Genomic DNA, 19,585 nt, shown 5'->3' on the forward strand with positions numbered 1-19,585 from the left:
ATGCCATGGCCGCGATGCCGTGGTGGAAAGGCGCGACGATATATCAAATATATCCGCGCAGTTTCAAGGACAGCAATGGCGACGGTATTGGTGATTTACGCGGTGCAATCAACCACTTAACCCATATTGCCTCACTTGGCGTGGACGGTATTTGGTTGTCGCCTTTCTTTACATCACCCATGGCGGATTTTGGTTATGATATCGCCGACTTTTGTGATGTTGACCCTATCTTTGGGACGTTATCCGACTTTGATGATCTTATCAAAAAAGCCCATGATTTGGGCCTAAAAGTGATTATTGATCAGATATACTCTCATAGCTCTGACCAGCATGTTTGGTTTGAACAGAGCCGCCAAAACCGGACTAATTCCAAAGCTGATTGGTATGTGTGGGCCGACGCCAATCCCGACGGAACACCGCCCAATAATTGGCAATCGGTGTTCGGTATGGGCGCATGGCAATGGGACGCACGGCGCGGTCAATATTATCTGCACAACTTTCTGGTCGAGCAGCCTGATTTAAACTTGCATAACCCTGATGTTCAAAACGCCATCTTAGATGTGACAAAATTCTGGCTGGACCGCGGCGTTGACGGCTTTCGTCTTGATGCGCTGAACTTCGGCATGCACGATCCAGAGTTAAAAGATAACCCTGTAGAGACCGTGTTTAAACGCCCGCCAACACGGCCCTTTGATTTTCAGCGCCATGTCAATTCCATGTCGCATCCCGATATTCCCGCCTTTTTGGAACGTATTCGCGCGGTTATTGATCACTACCCTGGACGCTTTACCGTTGCCGAGGTTGGCGGCCCCTTCCCTATGGCGGAAATGAAAGCCTTCACCGATGGTGATAAACGTCTGAACTCTGCTTATGCCTTTGATTTTCTTTATGCGGCAGACCTTAGCGCCGACCTTATCCGCACGACATTAGCAGAATGGCCGGGAGAGCCCCATGAGGGCTGGCCAAGTTGGGCCTTTTCTAACCACGACGCCCCGCGCGCCGTGACCCGTTGGCGCGGCACATGTGATGAGGCCCGCTACGCAAAACTGCTATGCATGGTATTGGCATCGTTCCGCGGCAATATTTTCGTCTATCAAGGTGAAGAGCTTGGCCTGCCGCAAGCCCATGTACCGTTCGAAGATCTACAAGACCCAGAGGCCATTACGAACTGGCCAGAAACATTGGGTCGCGACGGCGCGCGCACGCCCATGCCCTGGAACCAAGCTAACTTATGCGCAGGGTTTTCAACTGAGAAACCATGGCTTCCCGTGGATGATCGTCATATCAGCCTGTCAGTGACCGCGCAGAACAATGACGACAATTCTGTGCTGAATTTTTACCGCCGTATGATTGCGTTGCGTAATGGTAGCGCCGCTTTACGCTACGGCGATATTAGCTTTAATGAAGACACGCCTGAATTACTGTGCGTTGAAAGAACAGACGGCACTGAAATACGGCGGTGCGTCTTTAACCTAACGAACGCGCCACTTGCCCTGCCCGCTGGCTACGACAAAGCTGCCGCCATAGCTGTGGGAGAGCCTATAGTGAACGGTATGCTGCCAGCCTATAGCGGGTTTATCAGTACCGCCCTGTAAGCGGCTTAGCTACCGCAAGATTCGCGCACAATAAGCTCTGTTGGCAGGCGCTCTGACACCATGTCTTGTGGGTTTGTGGCATTAAGCAGTTTTGCGACCATTAAGCTGCCCGCCTTGGCTAAATCTTGGCGCATCGTTGTTAAAGCCGGGCGATTATACCGCGCGAGTTGTACATCATCATAGCCGACAATCGACACATCCTTTGGCACAGAAATATTATGGCGTTCCAAGGCCCGAATGGCCCCCAACGCAATCATATCGCTGCTTGCAAAAATGGCGTCAAAGGGCTTTTGGCTCGTGACCATGGCATCAACAGCGGCCTCTGCACTCTCTATCTTAAAATGCGCGGGCGAGACAAGTCCCGGGTCGAAGTCAAGCCCAGCCTGCTCTAAAGCTGCGCGGTAACCATCGTAGCGCTGCCCAATTTCTGGCGCTTCGGTATCTCCAAAAAAGGCGATACGTTTACGCCCTAATCGCGCCAAATGCGCGGTAGCCCGTCGTCCGCCGCGTACATTATCTGTGCCAACAGAACAGTAGCGCTGCCCCGGCAAGTCACCGCCCCAGACAACAAAACGCGTTGGATGGCCGACAAGGCGGTTTAAGCGGTCATGGAGGAAGCTTTGCCCCAAAATAATGACGCCTTCAGATTGGTTATGTTCCAGCATCCGCGACAAATCATCATAGTTTTGAGGTGATGCGTGAGAGATTAAAAGATCGCATTTACGCTCCCGCGCCGCTTCACCGACAGCCCCAATCAATTCTTGGAAAAACGGGTCAAGCAACCAGCCCTCACGCCCTTGGGGCGGGGGTATGATGATGCTAATCGTGGCCTCTGCACGGTCAAGCGATAGTGGCATTGTGGGGCGCAAGTTATAGCCATTATCCCGCGCAAGCTTCCAGATTTCTCGTTTGGTTTGCTCATTGACAGCCGGGCTATCGTTTAGCGCGCGGGAAACAGTCGCGATGGATACACCTGCCAATTTCGCCAGATCTTCAAGCCTTATTTTCTTCGCCATAATATCAGCCGCCTTGGTTACGCAGGTTTCTTATAGGGCACGAACAGCAACAGAAGTGCAGCACCGATGATCATCACAATACCCGCCAAGACAATGGCATAAACTGCATTGCCGCCAAAGAATGTCGCAATGACGGGCCCCATGACCGTGCCAACAACAAGCTGAGGCAGCACAATAAAGAAATTGAATATCCCCATGTAAGTCCCCATTTTTTCAGCAGGTAGAGCGTCCGCCAAAATAGCGTATGGCAGCGTTAGAACACAGGTCCAAGCGATACCGATGCCGATTGCGGATAGAAAGAATTTCGTCTGAAACGCTGTGAACCATCCAAAACTGATACCATCACCCAAGAACTGACCCATGGGCAAAACATAAATCGCAATCAAGCCAAGCCCGCCCAAAGTCAGCGCCGCCGCATAGGTCGTCTTCAGACCAATGGCGCGCACGATAAACGGTATCATCAGGCTAAAACCAATCGGGACGAGGTTATAAACCGCGAACATATCGTTTTTGGCAAAGCTGGCCGCGCCGTAAGCTTTAGATGCCGCGTCGCTCGTACCAAAGTGATGAGCTGCAAAAGCGGGATCAGAGTAGACCCACATTATAAAAAAGGCGAACCAAGTGGCAAATTGCACCAGCGCCAAGCGTTTCATAATCAGCGGCATGGTAACCAAGTCATCAAGAACTGTCGCCAGCATTTGCGGCGCATTACAAAGCGCGCCGTGCCACAAAAACATAAGCCCTGTTAGCGTCACGCCACTAGAGAATACGATAAATTGTTTTTCAGTATTGAAGATAAACACACACGCCGTGAGAGCAGCCCCGATAAGTGTAATAATAACACCCCAGCGTTTGAAAAATGCGGCTGGCGGCACGGGTCGTTCGGCTTGACGCATAATGGCAAGTTCTGATGTATCGGCCGCTTCAAAATCGGCGAGCTCTTGCGGGGAATATTCCTTCGTTGTAAAAATCGTCCACATGACGGAGGCGAATAAGATGACCGCCCCTATCATGAAGGCATAAGTCACGGATTCGGGAACAGACCCAATATCGGCCTGATTTGACGCGCCTGCGCTCGTTAAAAAGCTAGGCAGTTTAGAGGCCAGCCAGCCCCCTGCACCAATCATCAGCCCCTGCATGGCATAGCCAAATGTGCGCTGGGCCGTCGATAATTTATCGCCTACAAAAGCCCGAAATGGCTCCATCGAAATATTGAGCGAGGCGTCCAGCACCCAAAGCGAACCCACAGCAATCCAAAGGGCCGGCGAATGCGGCATAAACATAAGGGCGATAGAGGCAAGCAAGGCACCGATAAAGAAATATGGACGGCGACGACCAAAACGCCCCCATGTCTTATCCGACATATAGCCCACAATGGGCTGCATAATCAGGCCTGTGACAGGCCCCGCGAGCCAAAACAGCGCAAGCTCATCAACATTAGCGCCCAGGCTTTGAAACACGCGACTGGCATTGGCGTTTTGCAAACCAAACCCGATTTGCAGGCCAAAAAAGCCAAAGGCCATATTCCAGATTTGAAAAAAGCCCAAAAGAGGCTTTGTGTTCATTGCGCGTTTAGAGCCGTCAGCAGCCTTTGATTGCGATGAAGTTTCCATGATGTCCCCTTTGCGCAAATGATTGATGCTGCAAAATTATGTAATTTTTTCATTTTTTTACATAATCGCTGCGCCTTGTCGAGATGAAAACAAAAGTTTCACGCCTCTCCCCCGTCAAACATTGCGGCGTTAACGCCCTATTCGCCTTTTTCTGTAACATTATGAACGTGGGCGGTTTGAACACGGGAAAACCAATGAATTTAACAAAACACGTGTCTTCTTTACTCAAGAAGGGCGATACACCTGATGCAACTGATACTAACGCGCAATCATTAGGCGTGAATGACGTTCTCATGCACGCATTAGATAGTAGCGATACACTTGGCTACGCCGTCTTTGACTCTAACAATTCAGTCTTGAAAATGTCTCCGACCTATATGGCGATGTTAGGCATATCAGACAGCGACGCCCAAGATTTAACCAATCACCGTGATGTCCTAAATTTTATAACGCGCAAAGCAGACCCCAAAACGCTCCCTTCCCCTGATGTTGTTGAGAAGGTTTATGCTCTGACAAATGAGCAAATACAAAAACGCGAGAACAAGACGCGCATACGCACAGAAAAAATGGACGATGGTCGCATTTTGCAATTTCGTAGCAAGTTCACAACAACGGGTCATTTAATTACCTATGTGAGCGATGTTACCGATATGACAGAGCGTGACGTAATGTTAAAACACGGCCTGACCTTGGGCACGAGCGGATATTGGGCCTATAACTACTTGACCCAAAAATCTGATTTTAGCGATTACATCTCGGATACATTATCAGATAACGAGTTAGAACAAATTCGGATGAACGGCCTTCTGGCTGTGGTGCATAAAGATGATTTAGAGCGGGCGTCTATGATGTTTTTGGAATGTCGTTCCAATCATAGCCGTATGGATGGACAATTTCGGATACATACCGAGAAAAAAGGAACGATGTGGATCCGCGTCATTGGGGAGTTTCAATATTGTGATGACGGCCAAACGCCCATGCGTTTTGTTGCATTTATCAACAACGTCACCGCCGATGTGAACAACCAGCAAGAGTTGAAAGACGCACAGGAACTATCCCGCGTGAAGACAGAGTTTTTGGCCCGCATGAGCCATGAAATTAAAACGCCGCTTAACGCGATTGTCGGCATGACCGACGCTTTGCTTGATGAAGTCGAGAGTGCAGAGGCACGCGAAACAGCCAATTACATTGCAGATGCAGCCCAAAACCTAGACCGGGTGCTTAGCCAGACGTTGGAGCATGCACGGCTGTCATCGACGAAACTCGTATTAGATATTTATGAAAACGACCCCAAAGCCATTGTGAAATCAACGGCCGCTTTGTTTAAAAAAGCGTGTAAAGACAAAGGTATAAATCTAAAACTTCGCATAGCAGACGGTGTGCCAGATATCATAAAAACGGACCCAACGCGGTTGCGTCAATGCCTTACCAACTTATTGTCTAATGCTGTGAAGTTTACAGATAGCGGACAAATCGATATCGTCTTAGCGACGGTGCGGCGCCCTAATGGAGCATCTAACTTAGTACTTGCCGTCAAAGACACAGGCATCGGCATGAGCGAGAAAGCCGCGCAAAACGTCTTCAAGCCCTTTGCACAAGCGGACGAAACAATCAGTCGACGCTTTGGTGGATCTGGCCTTGGCATGGCAATAACAAGCCAAATTGTCGATGCGATGGAAGGGAATATTCGCATTCAAAGTGAGCTTGGCAAAGGTACGACAATATTGATGACCCTGCCTGTTGATCTCTCGGACACAAGTCATAAGGCTGCGGATGTACTCACGCCATTACCAACGGCTGATGCGGCAGATAACGTACCCGCAAAGGTAGAAACGGCCAAAGCTGTATCATCTCCACTGCCCTCGGCTGCGCCTGCCACGGCGAATGCAGCGGTAGTCACGCCGCCTGTATCAAAACGCCCCTCCCCCATAGCCATTGAACGAAATAGTCTTGAAGCGGCCAAGCCAACTATCACGAAGAAAGTTGCTATAGACCCTACGGAATATTCAGGTTTTGATGTTCTGGTCGTAGAAGACAATCCGATTAATCAAAAAGTTGTTGGCAAGCTTTTGGCGGGTCACGTGCGGTCTGTCACCTTTGCGTTTCACGGTGATGAAGCCTTGAAAATTCTGCAGCGCCAGAATTTTGATGTGATTTTAATGGATATCCATATGCCCGTTAAAGACGGCATAGAAACCACGCTTGAAATTAGAAATAGCGGTGAAACGTGGGCCGATATCGTGATTGTCGCCTTGACCGCTGATCCCGATTATCAGCAAAAACGCATTTGTCGTAATATTGGTATGAATGACACAATCGCCAAACCTGTTCGCCGCAAGGAACTGTTAGAGGCCATGGCGCGGGTTCTGGATGAACGCAAACAAAAACGTCAGGCTGTAGCATAAGCGACTGATAACCACTGGGGCAAAAAGGGGTTAATATGGACATTCAAGAGCAAGACGCCATCTATGACGTAGCTTCACCCAGCATTAATCCTAACCTTGTTGCTGGGTTTGAGCGCTTGATGGATTCCGCGCTGATTATAATCGAAGCTGACCTGTCTATTTCCTATTACAATCAACTGGCAATTGACATGATGGAATTTCCCGCGTCGCTATTAAACGATAGCATTAAAGTCTATGATGCAATTTCATACATGGCCGAACGTGGTGATTTTGGACCTGGAAATCCATCAGATTTCATTGACCTCGCAAGTGACCTCTTGGCAAATATTCAAGCTGAAAATGAGAAACGGCATCAGAGTTACCTAACAATGCCATCTGGAAAAGTCCTGCGGGTTCGGGCCGTGCGAAATAAAGATGGATCCCTTATTTTATCTGCCTTTGATTGCTCTAAGCAAAAGCGCCGGAATGATATTCTTGATATGGCGATGAATATTGGCGCGGCGGGTTATTGGGTTTTAGAAAAAGATGATAGCACGGTTGATATCCACAGTGACTACCTGCGTTCGATTTTAACATCTCGAGAGCTACAAACAATTGAGGCTGCAGGCATTTGGCCGCTGTTTCATGCTGATGACCTTCCGCGCGCGAAGCAACTTTGGAAATCGGCGTGTTCAGAAGGGCTCACCCAAGAAGGCACAATGCGGATTTCAACGTATCGCATGGGTGTGCGCTGGATGCGGTTTCATTTACGCCCGTTAGTATCAGAGAAGGACACAAAAACAGGGATCGCGTGTTTCTTCTATGACGTGACTGATAATTTACGGCAACAAGACAGCCTAAGGCAGGCAAAATCGGACGCTGAAGAGACCTTAAAATCTAAAAACAATTTCCTCGCCCGCATGAGCCATGAAATTAGAACCCCCATGAACGGTGTGATTGGCATTGCGGACGCGCTTATCCATCATCACGCAGACCCGGCGATTACGCCTAAGCTTGAACTTATCCAGACATCCGCCACAAATATATTAAAAATACTCGATGAAACGCTGGATCACACCAAACTGGGGTCAGAGAATTTCACACTTAATCCAACGCCAGCAAGCCCCGCAAAGGTTGTGCGCGATGTTTGTAGCTTATGGGAACAACAGGCTTTGAAAAATGGTGGCTTTATTCGCTGTATCATCAAACCCGATGTCCCCGAACAAATCACCTTTGACAGATTTCGGTATGAGCAATGCGTCAATAACCTTTTGTCAAATGCGGTCAAATTTACGCCTAAAGGGCAGATTGATGTCATTTTGACAACGATACAAAAAGCTGGTCATCCGCGCCGCCTTATCCTCGCCGTTCGTGATACGGGCATTGGCATGACCACGGAACAGCAGGCCAATATATTTGAAGCCTATGCGCAAGGTGATAAGTCAATCAGCAGCCGTTTTGGCGGCACAGGCCTTGGTATGAATATCACCAAACAAATTATCGAACTGATGGGTGGTTCGATTTCTGTTAAATCCCAAATAGGCAATGGCTCTATTTTCGCCCTCTCCTTCCCAATCGAAGAGGCCGTGACAGAGGACGCAGCCTCAAGCGATATAGCGGCTGCAGGATCTAATGCGCAATCAAACGGCCTTGTCGATCAAATGCTGGAACGAGCCAAGCCTGAACCGTCGGAATATTCTGCACTTCGTATATTGGTCGTTGATGACAACGCCACCAACCACATGGTCATAAGCTCCTTATTAAGCTCGCTGGTTAGTGATATTTATACCGCCAACAATGGCCGTGAAGCACTGGATGTTTTGGCAACAACAGATGTCGATATCGTCTTAATGGATATCCACATGCCTGTCATGGACGGTATTGAGGCAACCATCGCCATTCGAAGCTGTGAAAAACCCTGGAAAGATGTGCAGATTATCGCCCTTACCGCTGACCCGCAATATCAGCAAAAAAAGCTATGTCTGAACATTGGAATGGATGACGCATTGGCAAAGCCAGTGAAGCTTAACGACGTCCTAGAAGCGATTGATAGCGTTTTACCAGCAGTTAAAGCCAAGAACAATAATCACGGCAAGGAAGCATCACACGCTGCATAGCGCTTAATCTGCTTCACACGCTTTGCCCCTAGTAAAATACAGTATGATGTTTATCATGAGGTCAATTGGCTACGGGAGCAGAACATGTCGCATTTACCGCAAAAATTACTGGGTCTTATTACAGGGGCGAGCCTCCTTGCGCTGAGCGCCTGCTCAACGGAAACGAGCGCACCTGCCGACGCTGCGGCCATGAATGCGCTGAGCTGGTGTATATCGGGCGGTGATATTTATACCGCTGATGATAACAATCCACGCGCAGACGCCGTAGCCGTTAAGGACGGTGAAATTACCTATGTCGGGGCCAATACGGGTGATTGGTGCGCGACACATGGCGGTAGCAGCGCTCAGACTGTATCCCTTGACGGGGCGGCGATGTATCCAGGCTTTACCGACGCGCATGGTCACCTTCTCGGCATTGGTTTGCGCGAAATGACGCTGAATATGGAAGGCGTGAAAAGCGTCACGGAATTACAAGAGCGCCTAAAGACCGAAGTTGATGCGACGCCCACGGGAGAGACCATATATGGCCGCGGTTGGATTGAAACCCATTGGCCAGAAAAGCGTTTTCCAAACCGCTATGACCTGGATGCCGTCGCCCCCGATAATCCCGTGATATTAGAACGCGCCGACGGTCATGCTGTTGTCGCTAATTCAGCCGCCCTAATCGCCGCTGGCGTTGGTCCCGATACAGACGCCCCTTTTGGCGGTGACATCCTAAAAGGTGACGACGGGCAACCCACAGGCATGTTAATTGACAAAGCAGACCGCCTTGTCATGCGCTTAGTCGCAAGCCTGACCCCAGAACGTAAAGAGGCCGCCTATATTAAGGGTGCAGAGTTATACGCCAGTCGTGGTTGGGCCAATATCCATTCTATGTCGGTTGACCCCGAAGATGCCCCGCTTTTGGAGCGGCTTGCCTCTGAGGGCAAAATTGGGATCCGGGTCTATAACTCGATTGATGTGCTGGACGGCATGAAAATGGACGAGGTCGGGCGTTCCTCGCGCTTTGATAGCGACTTGATTACCACCCGCGCGATAAAGCTTTACGGTGACGGAGCGCTCGGCTCTCGTGGGGCTGCCTTGCAGCTTCCCTATTCTGATGACCCGACCAATGACGGCCTACTCTTAATTACGCGTCAACGGATTATGCCGTTGCTTGAAACTGCTCTTGTGAACGGCATTCAAGTCAACACACATGCCATTGGCGACCGTGCTAACAGCCTTGTTCTGGGGTGGTATGAAGACGCCATGAAGGCCGTGCCAGAAAACAACCGCAAGGTCGCGCAGCCACGCTGGCGGATTGAACATAGCCAAATCCTAGACCGTAGCGACATTCCAAAGTTCAAAGCCCTTGGCGTCATCCCGTCTATGCAGCCCAGCCATGCGATTGGTGATTTGCATTTTGCGGTTGACCGCCTTGGCAAGGATCGTCTGGCGGGGGGCTATGCTTGGCGCTCACTGATTGATAGCGGCGTTATCATCGCGGGCGGGTCAGACGCCCCCGTCGAAGTCGGTGATCCGCGTATTGAGTTTTTCGCAGCCACACAACGCACAGATCTAGAGGGCTATTCCAATGACGCGTGGTACTTAAATGAACGCGTGACAGCGGAAGAAGCGCTAAAAATGTTTACGCTCTGGCCTGCCTATGCCGCCTTTGAAGAGGACTTAACAGGGTCCATCACAGTTGGAAAACGCGCGGATTTCACTGTATTTGACCGCGATATCATGACGGCCTCTGGCCCCGATGTGCTGAGCGCAAATCCCGTTATGACTGTGGTCAACGGCAAAGTCGTCTTTAGCGCGCAATAGGGGCTGGGGCACGTTGTGGCTATCGTGAAACGCATTGTATTGCCCATGATTGCTGCCGTGGTTGCTACATATGTGCTTTTCGTTGGAATATTGGTTCTTTTATCACCTGATTTCAAAGTTCAAAACACTGAGACAATAACAACACTGGATTCTGCACTAGACGAAGACATTGACAGCGTCGCGTTAATCGATGTCATTGAGTTACAAAAAAATCATCTCGATGAACTTCTTAATCCCGTCATACCACCGCCACCCTTGAACACTAAAGGGTTGCCTGCAACGGCAAGATTGACGCCTAACCCCGTCCCGCATGATATTCTTTTGCCCGCTAGCTTTGATTTTGGGCCCCCCGCCCGAACAAGTCTGAAACCTATTGGGTTCAACGCCGCCAATAGCGACACGTCACTTGATATTGACCAAGATGAAACCCCCGGCTTTGTTCAATGCGACCTCGAACTCACCTTGGGCGAGTCTATAAGGCAAATTGAACAAGTTATTTGGAAAAACTGTATTGGCGCGGAAAGTAGCGATAGCGCAGAACTCGCGGCTTATAAATGGGTCGCAACCGCGCCGTCATCGTTTTTAAATCTAAACCCGCAGCCAGGTGATATTTTAGCTTTTTCATATAAAAAAGCACTCGATCCCAAGCCGGGTGTAAGTGCTAATTAAATCAGCAAGTGGGACAATATTTAATCCCGGAAATTCTTAAACTGCACAGGCTGATCAAGACCAAGATCTTTGATGAACTGAATTGCGCCTTGTAGGTCATCACGTTTTTTACCCGTTACGCGTAACTCTTCGCCCTGAATGGCGACTTGAACTTTCATTTTTGCGCTTTTGATATCTTTGACGATTTTCTTGGCGAGCTCTTTTTCCAAACCTTGTTTGATAACAATCTTTTGGCGTACTGACATACCTGCGGCAGGCTCTACTGTTTGTTCGTCCAGCATCCCGGGTTCAATGCCGCGCTTATGTAATTGACCCCGGATAATTTCGTGCATCTGCTTTAGTTTCAAATCATCATCCGCAAAGACAGTCAGCACACCGTCTTTGTGTTCCAAGCTTGATTTTGAATTTTTAAAATCATAACGCACAGAAATTTCACGCGCGACATTCTGCACGGCATTATCAACTTCTGCCAAATCAACTTCCGATACCACATCAAATGACGGCATAAGGCTCTCCTGTAAATACGCTCATTAGCGTCACAGTTTATTATCGCTGGCGCAATAGTCGAGCCGTTTTTTATGGATTGCTGATTTTATACTCATCAAAAGCGAAGGATTTAAGCGCGCCAATGATGGATGAATAATCATCCGACCAGACCTTAACACTTGGGCTAGGCTGGAAGGCTTTCCAATCGCTAATGCCCGCAGTGGCCGCTTCAATACGGTCCTTTGGCCCCATGATGACACCCGTGCTTGGCATTTGAAATTCTGCATAGAGCTTTCCGTCAAAATTACGACGGCTGATATAGCGGCTCTCAAACCCTGCATCGTCGGCAAGACGCACAACTACAGAGGCCACATCCATCACGCGGTTAGAGGTATGGAAAAAGATAACTCCATCGGGTTTCAGCCGAGAGATATAAAGGTCCATAGCCTCGCGCGTTAGAAGGTGTGTGGGGATGGTATCAGAGGAGAAAGCATCAATGACAATCATGTCTTGGGACATCGGCGCAAGCGCCTCTAGTGTCATGCGGGCGTCGCCAATACGCACGTCATTCTCATAAGAACAATCAGACATAAAGCTGAAATATTTCGGGTTTTTGGCCATGTCGACAATGGCGGGATCAATCTCGTAATAGGTCCAGCTATCGCCAGGTTTTTCGTAACACGCCATAGCCCCCGCGCCGAGCCCGACCATAGCAATCGTCAAGTCAGGTGTTTTGACCCGTGCCGCCTGTACCGCCATATCAAAGGTATTGCCAGGCGCGTAATAGGCGAGCGGAATTTTGCGCAATTCAGGGTCTCTGAACTGGTAATTATGAACCGTGTCGCCGTGGACGAAGCTATGAACGGTGCCAAATTCGCTGGGTACTTCTTTGACATGCATGACACCAAAGAACGACCGATCCGTGAGGATAGGCGCGTGGTAAAAGCGCGGCAAGATAGCGACAAGCGCAATTAATATTGCAAAGTCGATGAAGAACGTTTTGCCCTGCCCGCGCATACGGTTCAGCCCAAATAGCGCCAGCCCACCCGACAGAACCGCATTAAGCCGCATATCCACATTAAAAGCATTCAAAACCGCAAATATGATAGCCGCTGGCACAGCAAACTTCGCAAGTGTCAGCGCTTTGGCTTTGATCACCTCTGAAGACTGCGGATTTTTGGATTTCACAGCGAATTGAGCCAAGATTAAGACCAGCAGATATTCATAAACATTCGGGAAAATTACAGGGGCCAATAACGCATTAAATACGCCGCCAAGGACACCGCCAACGGACATCCAAATGTAGAACTCTGTCAAACGTGCGGCTTCTGGACGGGCTTCGGCGAGACGGCCATGACAGTAAAGCGCGATAATGAAATAACAAACCAGGCTAAGCGCAATAGAGAGCAGTACAAAGAGCTTCAACACAAAGCCGGCAATCAACGCCACAAGAATAACCCAAGGGAAAAGCTTTGATAATTTAGCGGGCGTGACAATCGGTGACTTGGCAAAGACAATTACAAACGTCAGCAAGAAAAGCGCCAGCGGTATAATCCAAAGGAACGGCGCAGAGGCAATATTATTGGCCATATGCGAGGTCACGCCGAGCATCAGGCTAGACGGAATAAAGGCAAGGAATATCCAGAAAAGGCGTTGCTTATTGCTAATGGCTTGGGCCGCAACTTTTGTCGCTGTTTGAACCGGGGCAACCTCTGCTTTACGGTTAAGCACTGCAAAAACACCTGCCATAACAATCACCGCCATAAGTATAGCGTAGCCTTGCGCCCAAACATCAGTCTGCGTGCGCAAGCGCATCATCGGTTCAAATACCACGGGATAAAGACATAGCGATAGCAAGCTGCCCGCATTACTGGCGGCATATAAGAAATAAGGATCGTCAGCATCTTTATGGTCAGTACGGCTGAACCAACGCTGCAATAACGGGGCATTGGCTGAGATTGCAAAGAAGGGCAAACCAACGGAAACAGCGAATAATCCGATGAGCCAAAGGCTATGCGCGCCGCCCTCACCCGGCGTCCAGCCAGAGGCAATCGCGAGGGGTAAGAACAACAACCCCACCGCCAAAACGCCAACATGCGTGATAATTTGTAACCGCAGGTCTAAATATTTAGAAATCAGATGAGCATAAATATACCCCAATAGCAGCGTGCCTTGGAAAAACACCATCGCCGTATTCCAAACACTGGAAGACCCGCCCAACAGCGGCAAGACAAGTTTAGCAAATAACGGTTGGACGGAAAATAACAACGTCGCGCTTAGGAAAATTGACAGCGTGAAGACGCTAACCAAAGCTATTGAGCTGCGCTTATTGCCAGCCCTTGATGTTGCTAAATCCACCATATCCACTCCCAATTTTGAACAGCCTTATCAAAACGGGCTAAATATTGGGTTAAACAGTCAGGCTTTGGCGCAAAGAAAAAGGCTGCCGAAGCAGCCTTTGGTGAGTTTTATAATTCAGCTCTATTTTACCGATTGGTTGGTGTAGCCGCGCAGTTCCTTGCGCGCTACTTGCATACGGTGAACCGCATCGGGGCCGTCCGCAAAACGCAGCGTACGCATGCCCGCATACATGGCGGCCAGAGGCGTATCTTGGGACACACCCACACCCCCGTGCATTTGCATGGCTTCGTCAATGACGTGCAGGGCCATATTGGGGGCAGCGACTTTAATCTGTGAAATCCACGGCTGCGCTGGGCGAAGGTCTCCGCCTTTGGCTATGCAGTCATCCATCATCCAGGCCGCTTTCAGACACAACAGACGCGATTGCTCAATCTTAATGCGGCATTCGGCGATTATATCGTAATTCGCACCCAGCTTGGCCAGCGGACGACCAAAGGCTGTACGGCTGACAGACCGCTTACACATTAATTCCAGCGCGCGCTCGGCTTGGCCAACGCTGCGCATACAGTGATGAATACGGCCCGGCCCAAGACGCCCTTGGGACACTTCAAAACCACGACCTTCACCCAGCAGCAAGGCGCTGGCAGGCACGCGGACGTTTTCAAATCGGATATGCATATGACCATGTGGCGCGTCGTCATTGCCAAACACTTCCATAGCACGCAGAACTGTCACGCCAGGCAGGTTCGCCGGAATAGCAAACATAGAGTGTTGGCTATGGCGCGGTACGTCACCGTCACGCGGCGCTGTACGCGCCATTAGGATGTAAACGGCGCAGCGCGGATCGCCCGCACCCGATGACCAATATTTCTCGCCGTTAAAGACCCATTCGTCGCCGTCCTTGACCGCGCTAAATTCAAGGTTGGTGGCATCAGATGACGCCACATCAGGTTCTGTCATCAAAAAGGCAGAGCGAATTTTACCCTCAAGTAAATCACCAAGCCATTCGTCTTTGTGTTCTTGCGCGCCGTAACGCTCTAGAACTTCCATATTCCCTGTATCGGGGGCGGAGCAATTAAACACCTCGGCAGCGAGTGTGCACCAACCCATTTCTTCGGCCAGATAAGCATATTCCACGGTCGAAAGACCGTAGCCACGCTCACTATCCGTTAGCCAGAAGTTCCATAGGCCACGCTCGCGCGCTTTAGCTTTCAACCCTTCACGGATTTCATTTTGACGATCTGTAAAAGCAAAGCGTCCGTCGGGATGTTTGCCGACCTCGTGGTGATATTCCACATCCAGCGGCATAATCTCTTCGCGCACCATTTGACGCACAGCGTCGCGCAAAGGGCGAACGCGATCTGATATTCCTAAGTCCATGCTCATCTTAAAATCCTCTGGCTTGTGCTATTTGTTCCATATGATAGGCCGCGTCGCCAAATAGCTCTTGCAAGACGCGAATACGTTTCATGTAAAGTCCAATGTCATATTCATCAGTCATGCCCACACCGCCGTGCATTTGCACGCCTTCTTGAGACGCAAGTTTTGCGACAGAGCCGATTTTGGCTTTCGCCATAGCCACCGCCATTGCCGCATCAGGGGCGTCCCCGTCAAGCGCTGTTAAAGCTGCCAACATAGCGGAGCGCGCGAGCTCTATTTCAGAGTAAAGATGGGACGCGCGATGTTGCAGCGCTTGGAAACGACCAACTTCAACACCAAATTGTTTGCGCTCTCTGATATAGCCGACAGTATCGTGAAAGGCTTGATGACTTGCCCCGACTAGCTCCGCGCCGACAATGGCACGGCCAGCGTTCAGCGCCGCATTGAGTGCGTCCATGCCGCCGTCAACTTCTCCAATGACGGCATCAGAATTGACCTCGACATTATCAAATTCAAGACGGGCCGCGTTACGGCTGTCAATCATATCCGTACGGTTGGTCGTTAGGCCCTTTGTTTTGGCGTCCACCAGAAAGAGCGTCACGCCCTCGCCCGTATTGGCCGCAACAATGATATGATCTGCGATATGACCATCAACGACCATGGCTTTTGACCCCGATAATTTAAAGCCGTTGCCCGAGCGTTCTGCGCGCATGTCTATATTCTTGGGGTTATGCTTACGCCCTTCATCCACAGCCAGTGTCATGAGGGTTTCGCCTGAGGCAATTTTAGGCAGCCACTCTGATTTCTGTGCCGCAGACCCCGCCTTGGACAAGGCTGTTGCGGCCAAAACGGCTGTTGATAGAAACGGTGACGCCGTCAAATTGCGGCCCATTTGTTCCGCGATTAAACCCGCCGCCATATGACCCATAGCAACGCCGCCGTGCTCTTCGTCAATCAACACACCCGCAAAGCCCATCTCGGACATCTCGGCCCAAAGCGCGCGGTCTATACCGTCCGTATCTTTCGTGTCACGCAATGTGCGTAGCGCTTTAACAGGCGCTTTGTCGGCCATAAAGCCTTCGGCCGTATCACGGAGCATTTGCTCGTCTTCATTTAAAACCAATGCCATGGTCTAGGCCCCCGGAAGCTGTAGGATGTGCTTAGATATGATGTTCAGCTGCACTTCGGATGTGCCGCCTTCAATCGAGTTGCCTTTGGTGCGCAACCAACTGCGCGCCAAGCCGCTCTCGCCGTCCCATTCAAGACCGTCATGACCGGCGGCGTCCATCATAAGCTCATAACGGCGTTTGTTCAGCTCTGTGCCGTAATATTTCAGCATAGAACTATCAGCACCAAGGCTCGCGCCCGCTTTGGCTTCGCCGAGTTTGCGGGCAAGCGTTTGATTAAAGGCCCATTCGTCAATTTCCGCTTCGATAATTTTACCGCGCAGCACAGGGTCCGCCAGACGACCATTATCAAGACCAATCATGCCTGCTGCAACCTCGTGCATCGGACGTGCTACCTCTTGGCCTTGTCCGCCAATCATTTCACGCTCATGCGTCAGTAGATATTTTGCAATCGTCCAGCCTTTGTTCAACTCACCAACAAGGTTTTCCTTGGGGACTTTAACGTCTTCAAAGAAGGTTTCGCAAAACGGTGACTTGCCAGAAATTAGCTTAATCGGACGCGCTTCAACACCCGGCGTTTCCATGTCAAAGAGAACAAAGCTGATGCCTTCGTGTTTTTTGGCCGTAAAGTCTGTGCGCACCAGACAGAAAATCCAATCGGCTTTGTCGGCATAAGACGTCCAGACCTTTTGACCATTGACGAGGAAGTGATCGCCTTTGTCTTCGGCTTTGGTCGCCAATGCCGCCAGATCAGACCCAGCCGCTGGCTCAGAATAACCCTGACACCACCGAATTTCACCGCGCGCAATCGGCGGGAGATATTCTTTTTTCTGTTCTTCGGATCCGAAATGCAAAAGCGCTGGCCCAAGCATCCAAATGCCAAAAGACGATAGCGGGCTACGCGCGTCTATGCGTTTCATCTCGCGCGCAAGAACTTTGGCCTCCGCTTTAGACAGGCCGCCCCCGCCGTATTCTTTCGGCCACGTAGGGACAGTCCAGCCCTTTGCGCCCATACGCTCCATCCAGAGCTTTTGCGCAGGGCTGCTAAATTCGGCGTTACGGCCACCCCAGCAAATATCGGCTTCACTTTGAATGGGTGTGCGCATCTCGGCGGGACAGTTTTCTTCCAGCCACGCGCGGACGTCCATTTTAAAAGTCTCAAGATCACTCATCTTTGGCTCCTGTGTGCATTAATTTATGGGGACTATAATTGTCCGGTATTGATTTTCATACGCGCCAATTGACCCAGTGCGGTCGTCATTTGACCGTAGGGTTTAAAGCGCGGATTGTCAGTTTGACCATGGTAATAACGGTAGTAAATCTGCTGGATAATCACGGCTAAGCGCCAAATGCCGTAGACATAGTAAAATTGGAAGTTGGAGACGTCTTGGCCTGTACGGACGGCATAAAAATCAAGGATTTCTTGGCGCGTCATCATGCCTTTGGCTTTGGACGGTTGGCGCACCATCATATGCATAAACTGCGGGTCATCTTCCTCTATCCAATAGGCAAGCGTGTTGCCCAAATCCATCAAGGGGTCACCCAACGCGGAAATTTCCCAATCCAGAACGGCGTCAATTTTGCGCGGATCATCAAGGTTTAAAATGCAATTATCGATGCGGTAATCACCGTGCAAAATAGCAGCACCGTTTTCCACGCTTGGTTGGTTGGCATCGAGCCAATCGCGCACGTCTTCAAATTTATCAACATCATCGGTCCAGGCTTTTTCAAAGCGCTTATTCCATCCGCCGATTTGCCGGGCAACATAGCCTTCGGGACGGCCAAAATCAGACAGCCCAAGTGCGGCATAGTCAATCTGGTGAAGCTTGACGAGGTCGCCAAAGAACGTCTCGCAAAGCTGCCGTGTCTCTGCCTCGCCCCACCCCCAATCAGCGGGAATATCATTGTGGATTAAATGGCCCTCTGTACGGTCCATAACGTAAAATTCTGCACCAATGATGCTTTCATCATCTGTATAGTAAAGCGTATTAGGAACGGGAAACGACCCTTTTAGCGCGTTCATGATGCGGTATTCACGGTGCATGTCATGACCTGATTTTGGCCGTGTGCCAAAAGGTGGACGCCGCAGTACTAGTCGCCTCTCTGGATAATCCACAGCATAAGTCAAGTTCGACGCGCCGCTTGGGTATTGGGTCACACGCGCCGTGCCTGACAGCCCTGGAATTGCATCTTTCAAGACAGCATCAATGGCGGCGAGGTCTAACTCCTCACCCTTGCGCACCTCAACCGTTTTATTCTCAGACGCCATTAAATGACTGCACCGCCGTCGACGACCATGCCTTGGCCAGTAAAGTAGCTGGCTTCGTCACTGACCATATACAATACAGCGCCGACCATTTCTTCGGGTTGGGCCATGCGCGAAATCGCGAGGTTCGATTGCATATACTTATCCATACCTGGCATATCCTTTAGGCCAGCCGCGAGTTTTGTATCCGTAAAGCCAGGCAGCAACGCGTTCACGCGAATGCCTTTGTTGCCATATTCTTTGGCAAACCCTTTGGTCATATTAATCAACGCCGCTTTGGTCATACCGTAAACGACGCGCATTTGACCCGGCTGAATACCATCAATTGAGGCCACATTGACCACAGAGCCGCCGCCGTTTCTTAGCATATGCGGCACAGATTTCGCGGTCAGATAGAACGGCCCCTTTAGGTTTACATCCATCGTCTTGTCATAGGCAGATTCTGGTGTTTCATGGGCTGGTCCGAAATACGGATTGGTCGCGCCGTTATTAATCAGAATGTCCAAGCGACCGTGTTTTTTCATAATCGCGTCCAGCACTTCGTCGTGATGTTCAAGCTCGCCCAAATGCAGCGTCATGGCTTCGGCTTTGCCGCCTGCCGCTACAATCGCGTCAGCAACTTTGCCGCAATCCGCGACCTTGCGGCTTGTGCAGATAACGGTCGCGCCGTGCTGCGCAAGGCCGTGCGCAATCGCTTCGCCAATACCGCGGCTGGCCCCAGCCACAAGGGCCACTTTTCCTGTTAAATCAAATCGTGCCATG

Annotated in this window: 14 protein-coding genes; 5 read left to right on the forward strand and 9 right to left on the reverse strand. The window is 50.3% G+C overall.

The window, feature by feature from the left end; translation table 11 throughout:
• Positions 1 to 5 precede the first annotated feature (5 nt).
• Positions 6 to 1,595 carry an alpha-amylase family glycosyl hydrolase gene (locus AB6B37_RS08720; RefSeq protein ID WP_371398438.1) on the forward strand — a complete coding sequence of 530 codons (1,590 nt, stop codon included), beginning with the start codon at positions 6 to 8 and terminating at the stop codon, positions 1,593 to 1,595.
• A gap of 5 nt (positions 1,596 to 1,600) precedes the next feature.
• Here the strand turns inward: AB6B37_RS08720 and AB6B37_RS08725 are convergent, their stop codons facing one another.
• A complete protein-coding gene (locus tag AB6B37_RS08725) occupies positions 1,601 to 2,611 on the reverse strand; it encodes a LacI family DNA-binding transcriptional regulator (RefSeq protein ID WP_371395377.1) in 1,011 nt (336 codons plus the stop codon).
• A 17-nt stretch (positions 2,612 to 2,628) separates the two neighbouring features.
• Positions 2,629 to 4,224, reverse strand: a complete 1,596-nt coding sequence (locus AB6B37_RS08730) for an MFS transporter (RefSeq protein ID WP_371395378.1) — start codon at positions 4,222 to 4,224, stop codon at positions 2,629 to 2,631.
• A gap of 194 nt (positions 4,225 to 4,418) precedes the next feature.
• On the opposite strand from AB6B37_RS08730, the gene AB6B37_RS08735 reads away from it, so the two are divergent.
• From AB6B37_RS08735 to AB6B37_RS08750, 4 genes are all read left to right on the forward strand, one after another.
• A complete protein-coding gene (locus AB6B37_RS08735) occupies positions 4,419 to 6,629 on the forward strand; it encodes an ATP-binding protein (RefSeq protein ID WP_371395379.1) in 2,211 nt (736 codons plus the stop codon).
• Positions 6,630 to 6,664: 35 nt separating this feature from the next.
• On the forward strand, positions 6,665 to 8,725 hold the full coding sequence (locus tag AB6B37_RS08740; RefSeq protein WP_371395380.1) for an ATP-binding protein: 2,061 nt from the start codon (positions 6,665 to 6,667) through the stop codon (positions 8,723 to 8,725).
• An 84-nt stretch (positions 8,726 to 8,809) separates the two neighbouring features.
• Entirely contained in the window at positions 8,810 to 10,534 is a 1,725-nt protein-coding gene (locus AB6B37_RS08745; RefSeq protein ID WP_371395381.1) for an amidohydrolase, read from the forward strand.
• Between the two features lie 15 nt (positions 10,535 to 10,549).
• Complete coding sequence (locus AB6B37_RS08750) at positions 10,550 to 11,203, forward strand: hypothetical protein (RefSeq protein ID WP_371395382.1); 654 nt, start codon at positions 10,550 to 10,552, stop codon at positions 11,201 to 11,203.
• A gap of 20 nt (positions 11,204 to 11,223) precedes the next feature.
• Here AB6B37_RS08750 and AB6B37_RS08755 read toward each other — a convergent pair whose 3' ends face one another.
• From AB6B37_RS08755 to AB6B37_RS08785, 7 genes are all read right to left on the reverse strand, one after another.
• A complete protein-coding gene (locus AB6B37_RS08755; protein WP_371395383.1) occupies positions 11,224 to 11,709 on the reverse strand; it encodes a YajQ family cyclic di-GMP-binding protein in 486 nt (161 codons plus the stop codon).
• Between the two features lie 70 nt (positions 11,710 to 11,779).
• Positions 11,780 to 14,050 (reverse strand): fused MFS/spermidine synthase, encoded by a 2,271-nt coding sequence (locus AB6B37_RS08760; RefSeq protein ID WP_371395384.1) that lies wholly within the window; start codon positions 14,048 to 14,050, stop codon positions 11,780 to 11,782.
• Between the two features lie 120 nt (positions 14,051 to 14,170).
• On the reverse strand, positions 14,171 to 15,430 hold the full coding sequence (locus AB6B37_RS08765; protein ID WP_371398439.1) for an acyl-CoA dehydrogenase family protein: 1,260 nt from the start codon (positions 15,428 to 15,430) through the stop codon (positions 14,171 to 14,173).
• 7 nt (positions 15,431 to 15,437) lie between these two features.
• Positions 15,438 to 16,559 carry an acyl-CoA dehydrogenase family protein gene (locus AB6B37_RS08770; protein ID WP_371395386.1) on the reverse strand — a complete coding sequence of 374 codons (1,122 nt, stop codon included), beginning with the start codon at positions 16,557 to 16,559 and terminating at the stop codon, positions 15,438 to 15,440.
• A gap of 3 nt (positions 16,560 to 16,562) precedes the next feature.
• Positions 16,563 to 17,729 carry an acyl-CoA dehydrogenase family protein gene (locus AB6B37_RS08775; RefSeq protein ID WP_371395387.1) on the reverse strand — a complete coding sequence of 389 codons (1,167 nt, stop codon included), beginning with the start codon at positions 17,727 to 17,729 and terminating at the stop codon, positions 16,563 to 16,565.
• A gap of 32 nt (positions 17,730 to 17,761) precedes the next feature.
• Entirely contained in the window at positions 17,762 to 18,826 is a 1,065-nt protein-coding gene (locus tag AB6B37_RS08780) for a phosphotransferase family protein (RefSeq protein WP_371395388.1), read from the reverse strand.
• Positions 18,826 to 19,584, reverse strand: coding sequence for a glucose 1-dehydrogenase (locus tag AB6B37_RS08785; protein ID WP_371395389.1), 759 nt, complete (start codon positions 19,582 to 19,584; stop codon positions 18,826 to 18,828). Before AB6B37_RS08785 ends, AB6B37_RS08780 begins: the two co-directional genes overlap by 1 nt.
• Between the last annotated feature and the right edge of the window lies 1 nt (position 19,585).

Origin of the sequence: Fretibacter rubidus, assembly GCF_041429785.1 — a bacterium.
In the GTDB taxonomy this organism is placed as follows: domain Bacteria; phylum Pseudomonadota; class Alphaproteobacteria; order Caulobacterales; family Maricaulaceae; genus Fretibacter; species Fretibacter rubidus.

Excerpts from the sequence above, each read along its gene's own strand:
- AB6B37_RS08720 (WP_371398438.1), top strand. The coding sequence starts at position 6 with ATGGCCGCGATGCCGTGGTGGAAAGGCGCGACGATATATCAAATATAT.
- AB6B37_RS08725 (WP_371395377.1), bottom strand. The coding sequence starts at position 2,611 with ATGGCGAAGAAAATAAGGCTTGAAGATCTGGCGAAATTGGCAGGTGTA.
- AB6B37_RS08730 (WP_371395378.1), bottom strand. The coding sequence starts at position 4,224 with ATGGAAACTTCATCGCAATCAAAGGCTGCTGACGGCTCTAAACGCGCA.
- AB6B37_RS08735 (WP_371395379.1), top strand. The coding sequence starts at position 4,419 with ATGAATTTAACAAAACACGTGTCTTCTTTACTCAAGAAGGGCGATACA.
- AB6B37_RS08740 (WP_371395380.1), top strand. The coding sequence starts at position 6,665 with ATGGACATTCAAGAGCAAGACGCCATCTATGACGTAGCTTCACCCAGC.
- AB6B37_RS08745 (WP_371395381.1), top strand. The coding sequence starts at position 8,810 with ATGTCGCATTTACCGCAAAAATTACTGGGTCTTATTACAGGGGCGAGC.
- AB6B37_RS08755 (WP_371395383.1), bottom strand. The coding sequence starts at position 11,709 with ATGCCGTCATTTGATGTGGTATCGGAAGTTGATTTGGCAGAAGTTGAT.
- AB6B37_RS08760 (WP_371395384.1), bottom strand. The coding sequence starts at position 14,050 with ATGGTGGATTTAGCAACATCAAGGGCTGGCAATAAGCGCAGCTCAATA.
- AB6B37_RS08765 (WP_371398439.1), bottom strand. The coding sequence starts at position 15,430 with ATGGACTTAGGAATATCAGATCGCGTTCGCCCTTTGCGCGACGCTGTG.
- AB6B37_RS08770 (WP_371395386.1), bottom strand. The coding sequence starts at position 16,559 with ATGGCATTGGTTTTAAATGAAGACGAGCAAATGCTCCGTGATACGGCC.
- AB6B37_RS08775 (WP_371395387.1), bottom strand. The coding sequence starts at position 17,729 with ATGAGTGATCTTGAGACTTTTAAAATGGACGTCCGCGCGTGGCTGGAA.
- AB6B37_RS08780 (WP_371395388.1), bottom strand. The coding sequence starts at position 18,826 with ATGGCGTCTGAGAATAAAACGGTTGAGGTGCGCAAGGGTGAGGAGTTA.
- AB6B37_RS08785 (WP_371395389.1), bottom strand. The coding sequence starts at position 19,584 with ATGGCACGATTTGATTTAACAGGAAAAGTGGCCCTTGTGGCTGGGGCC.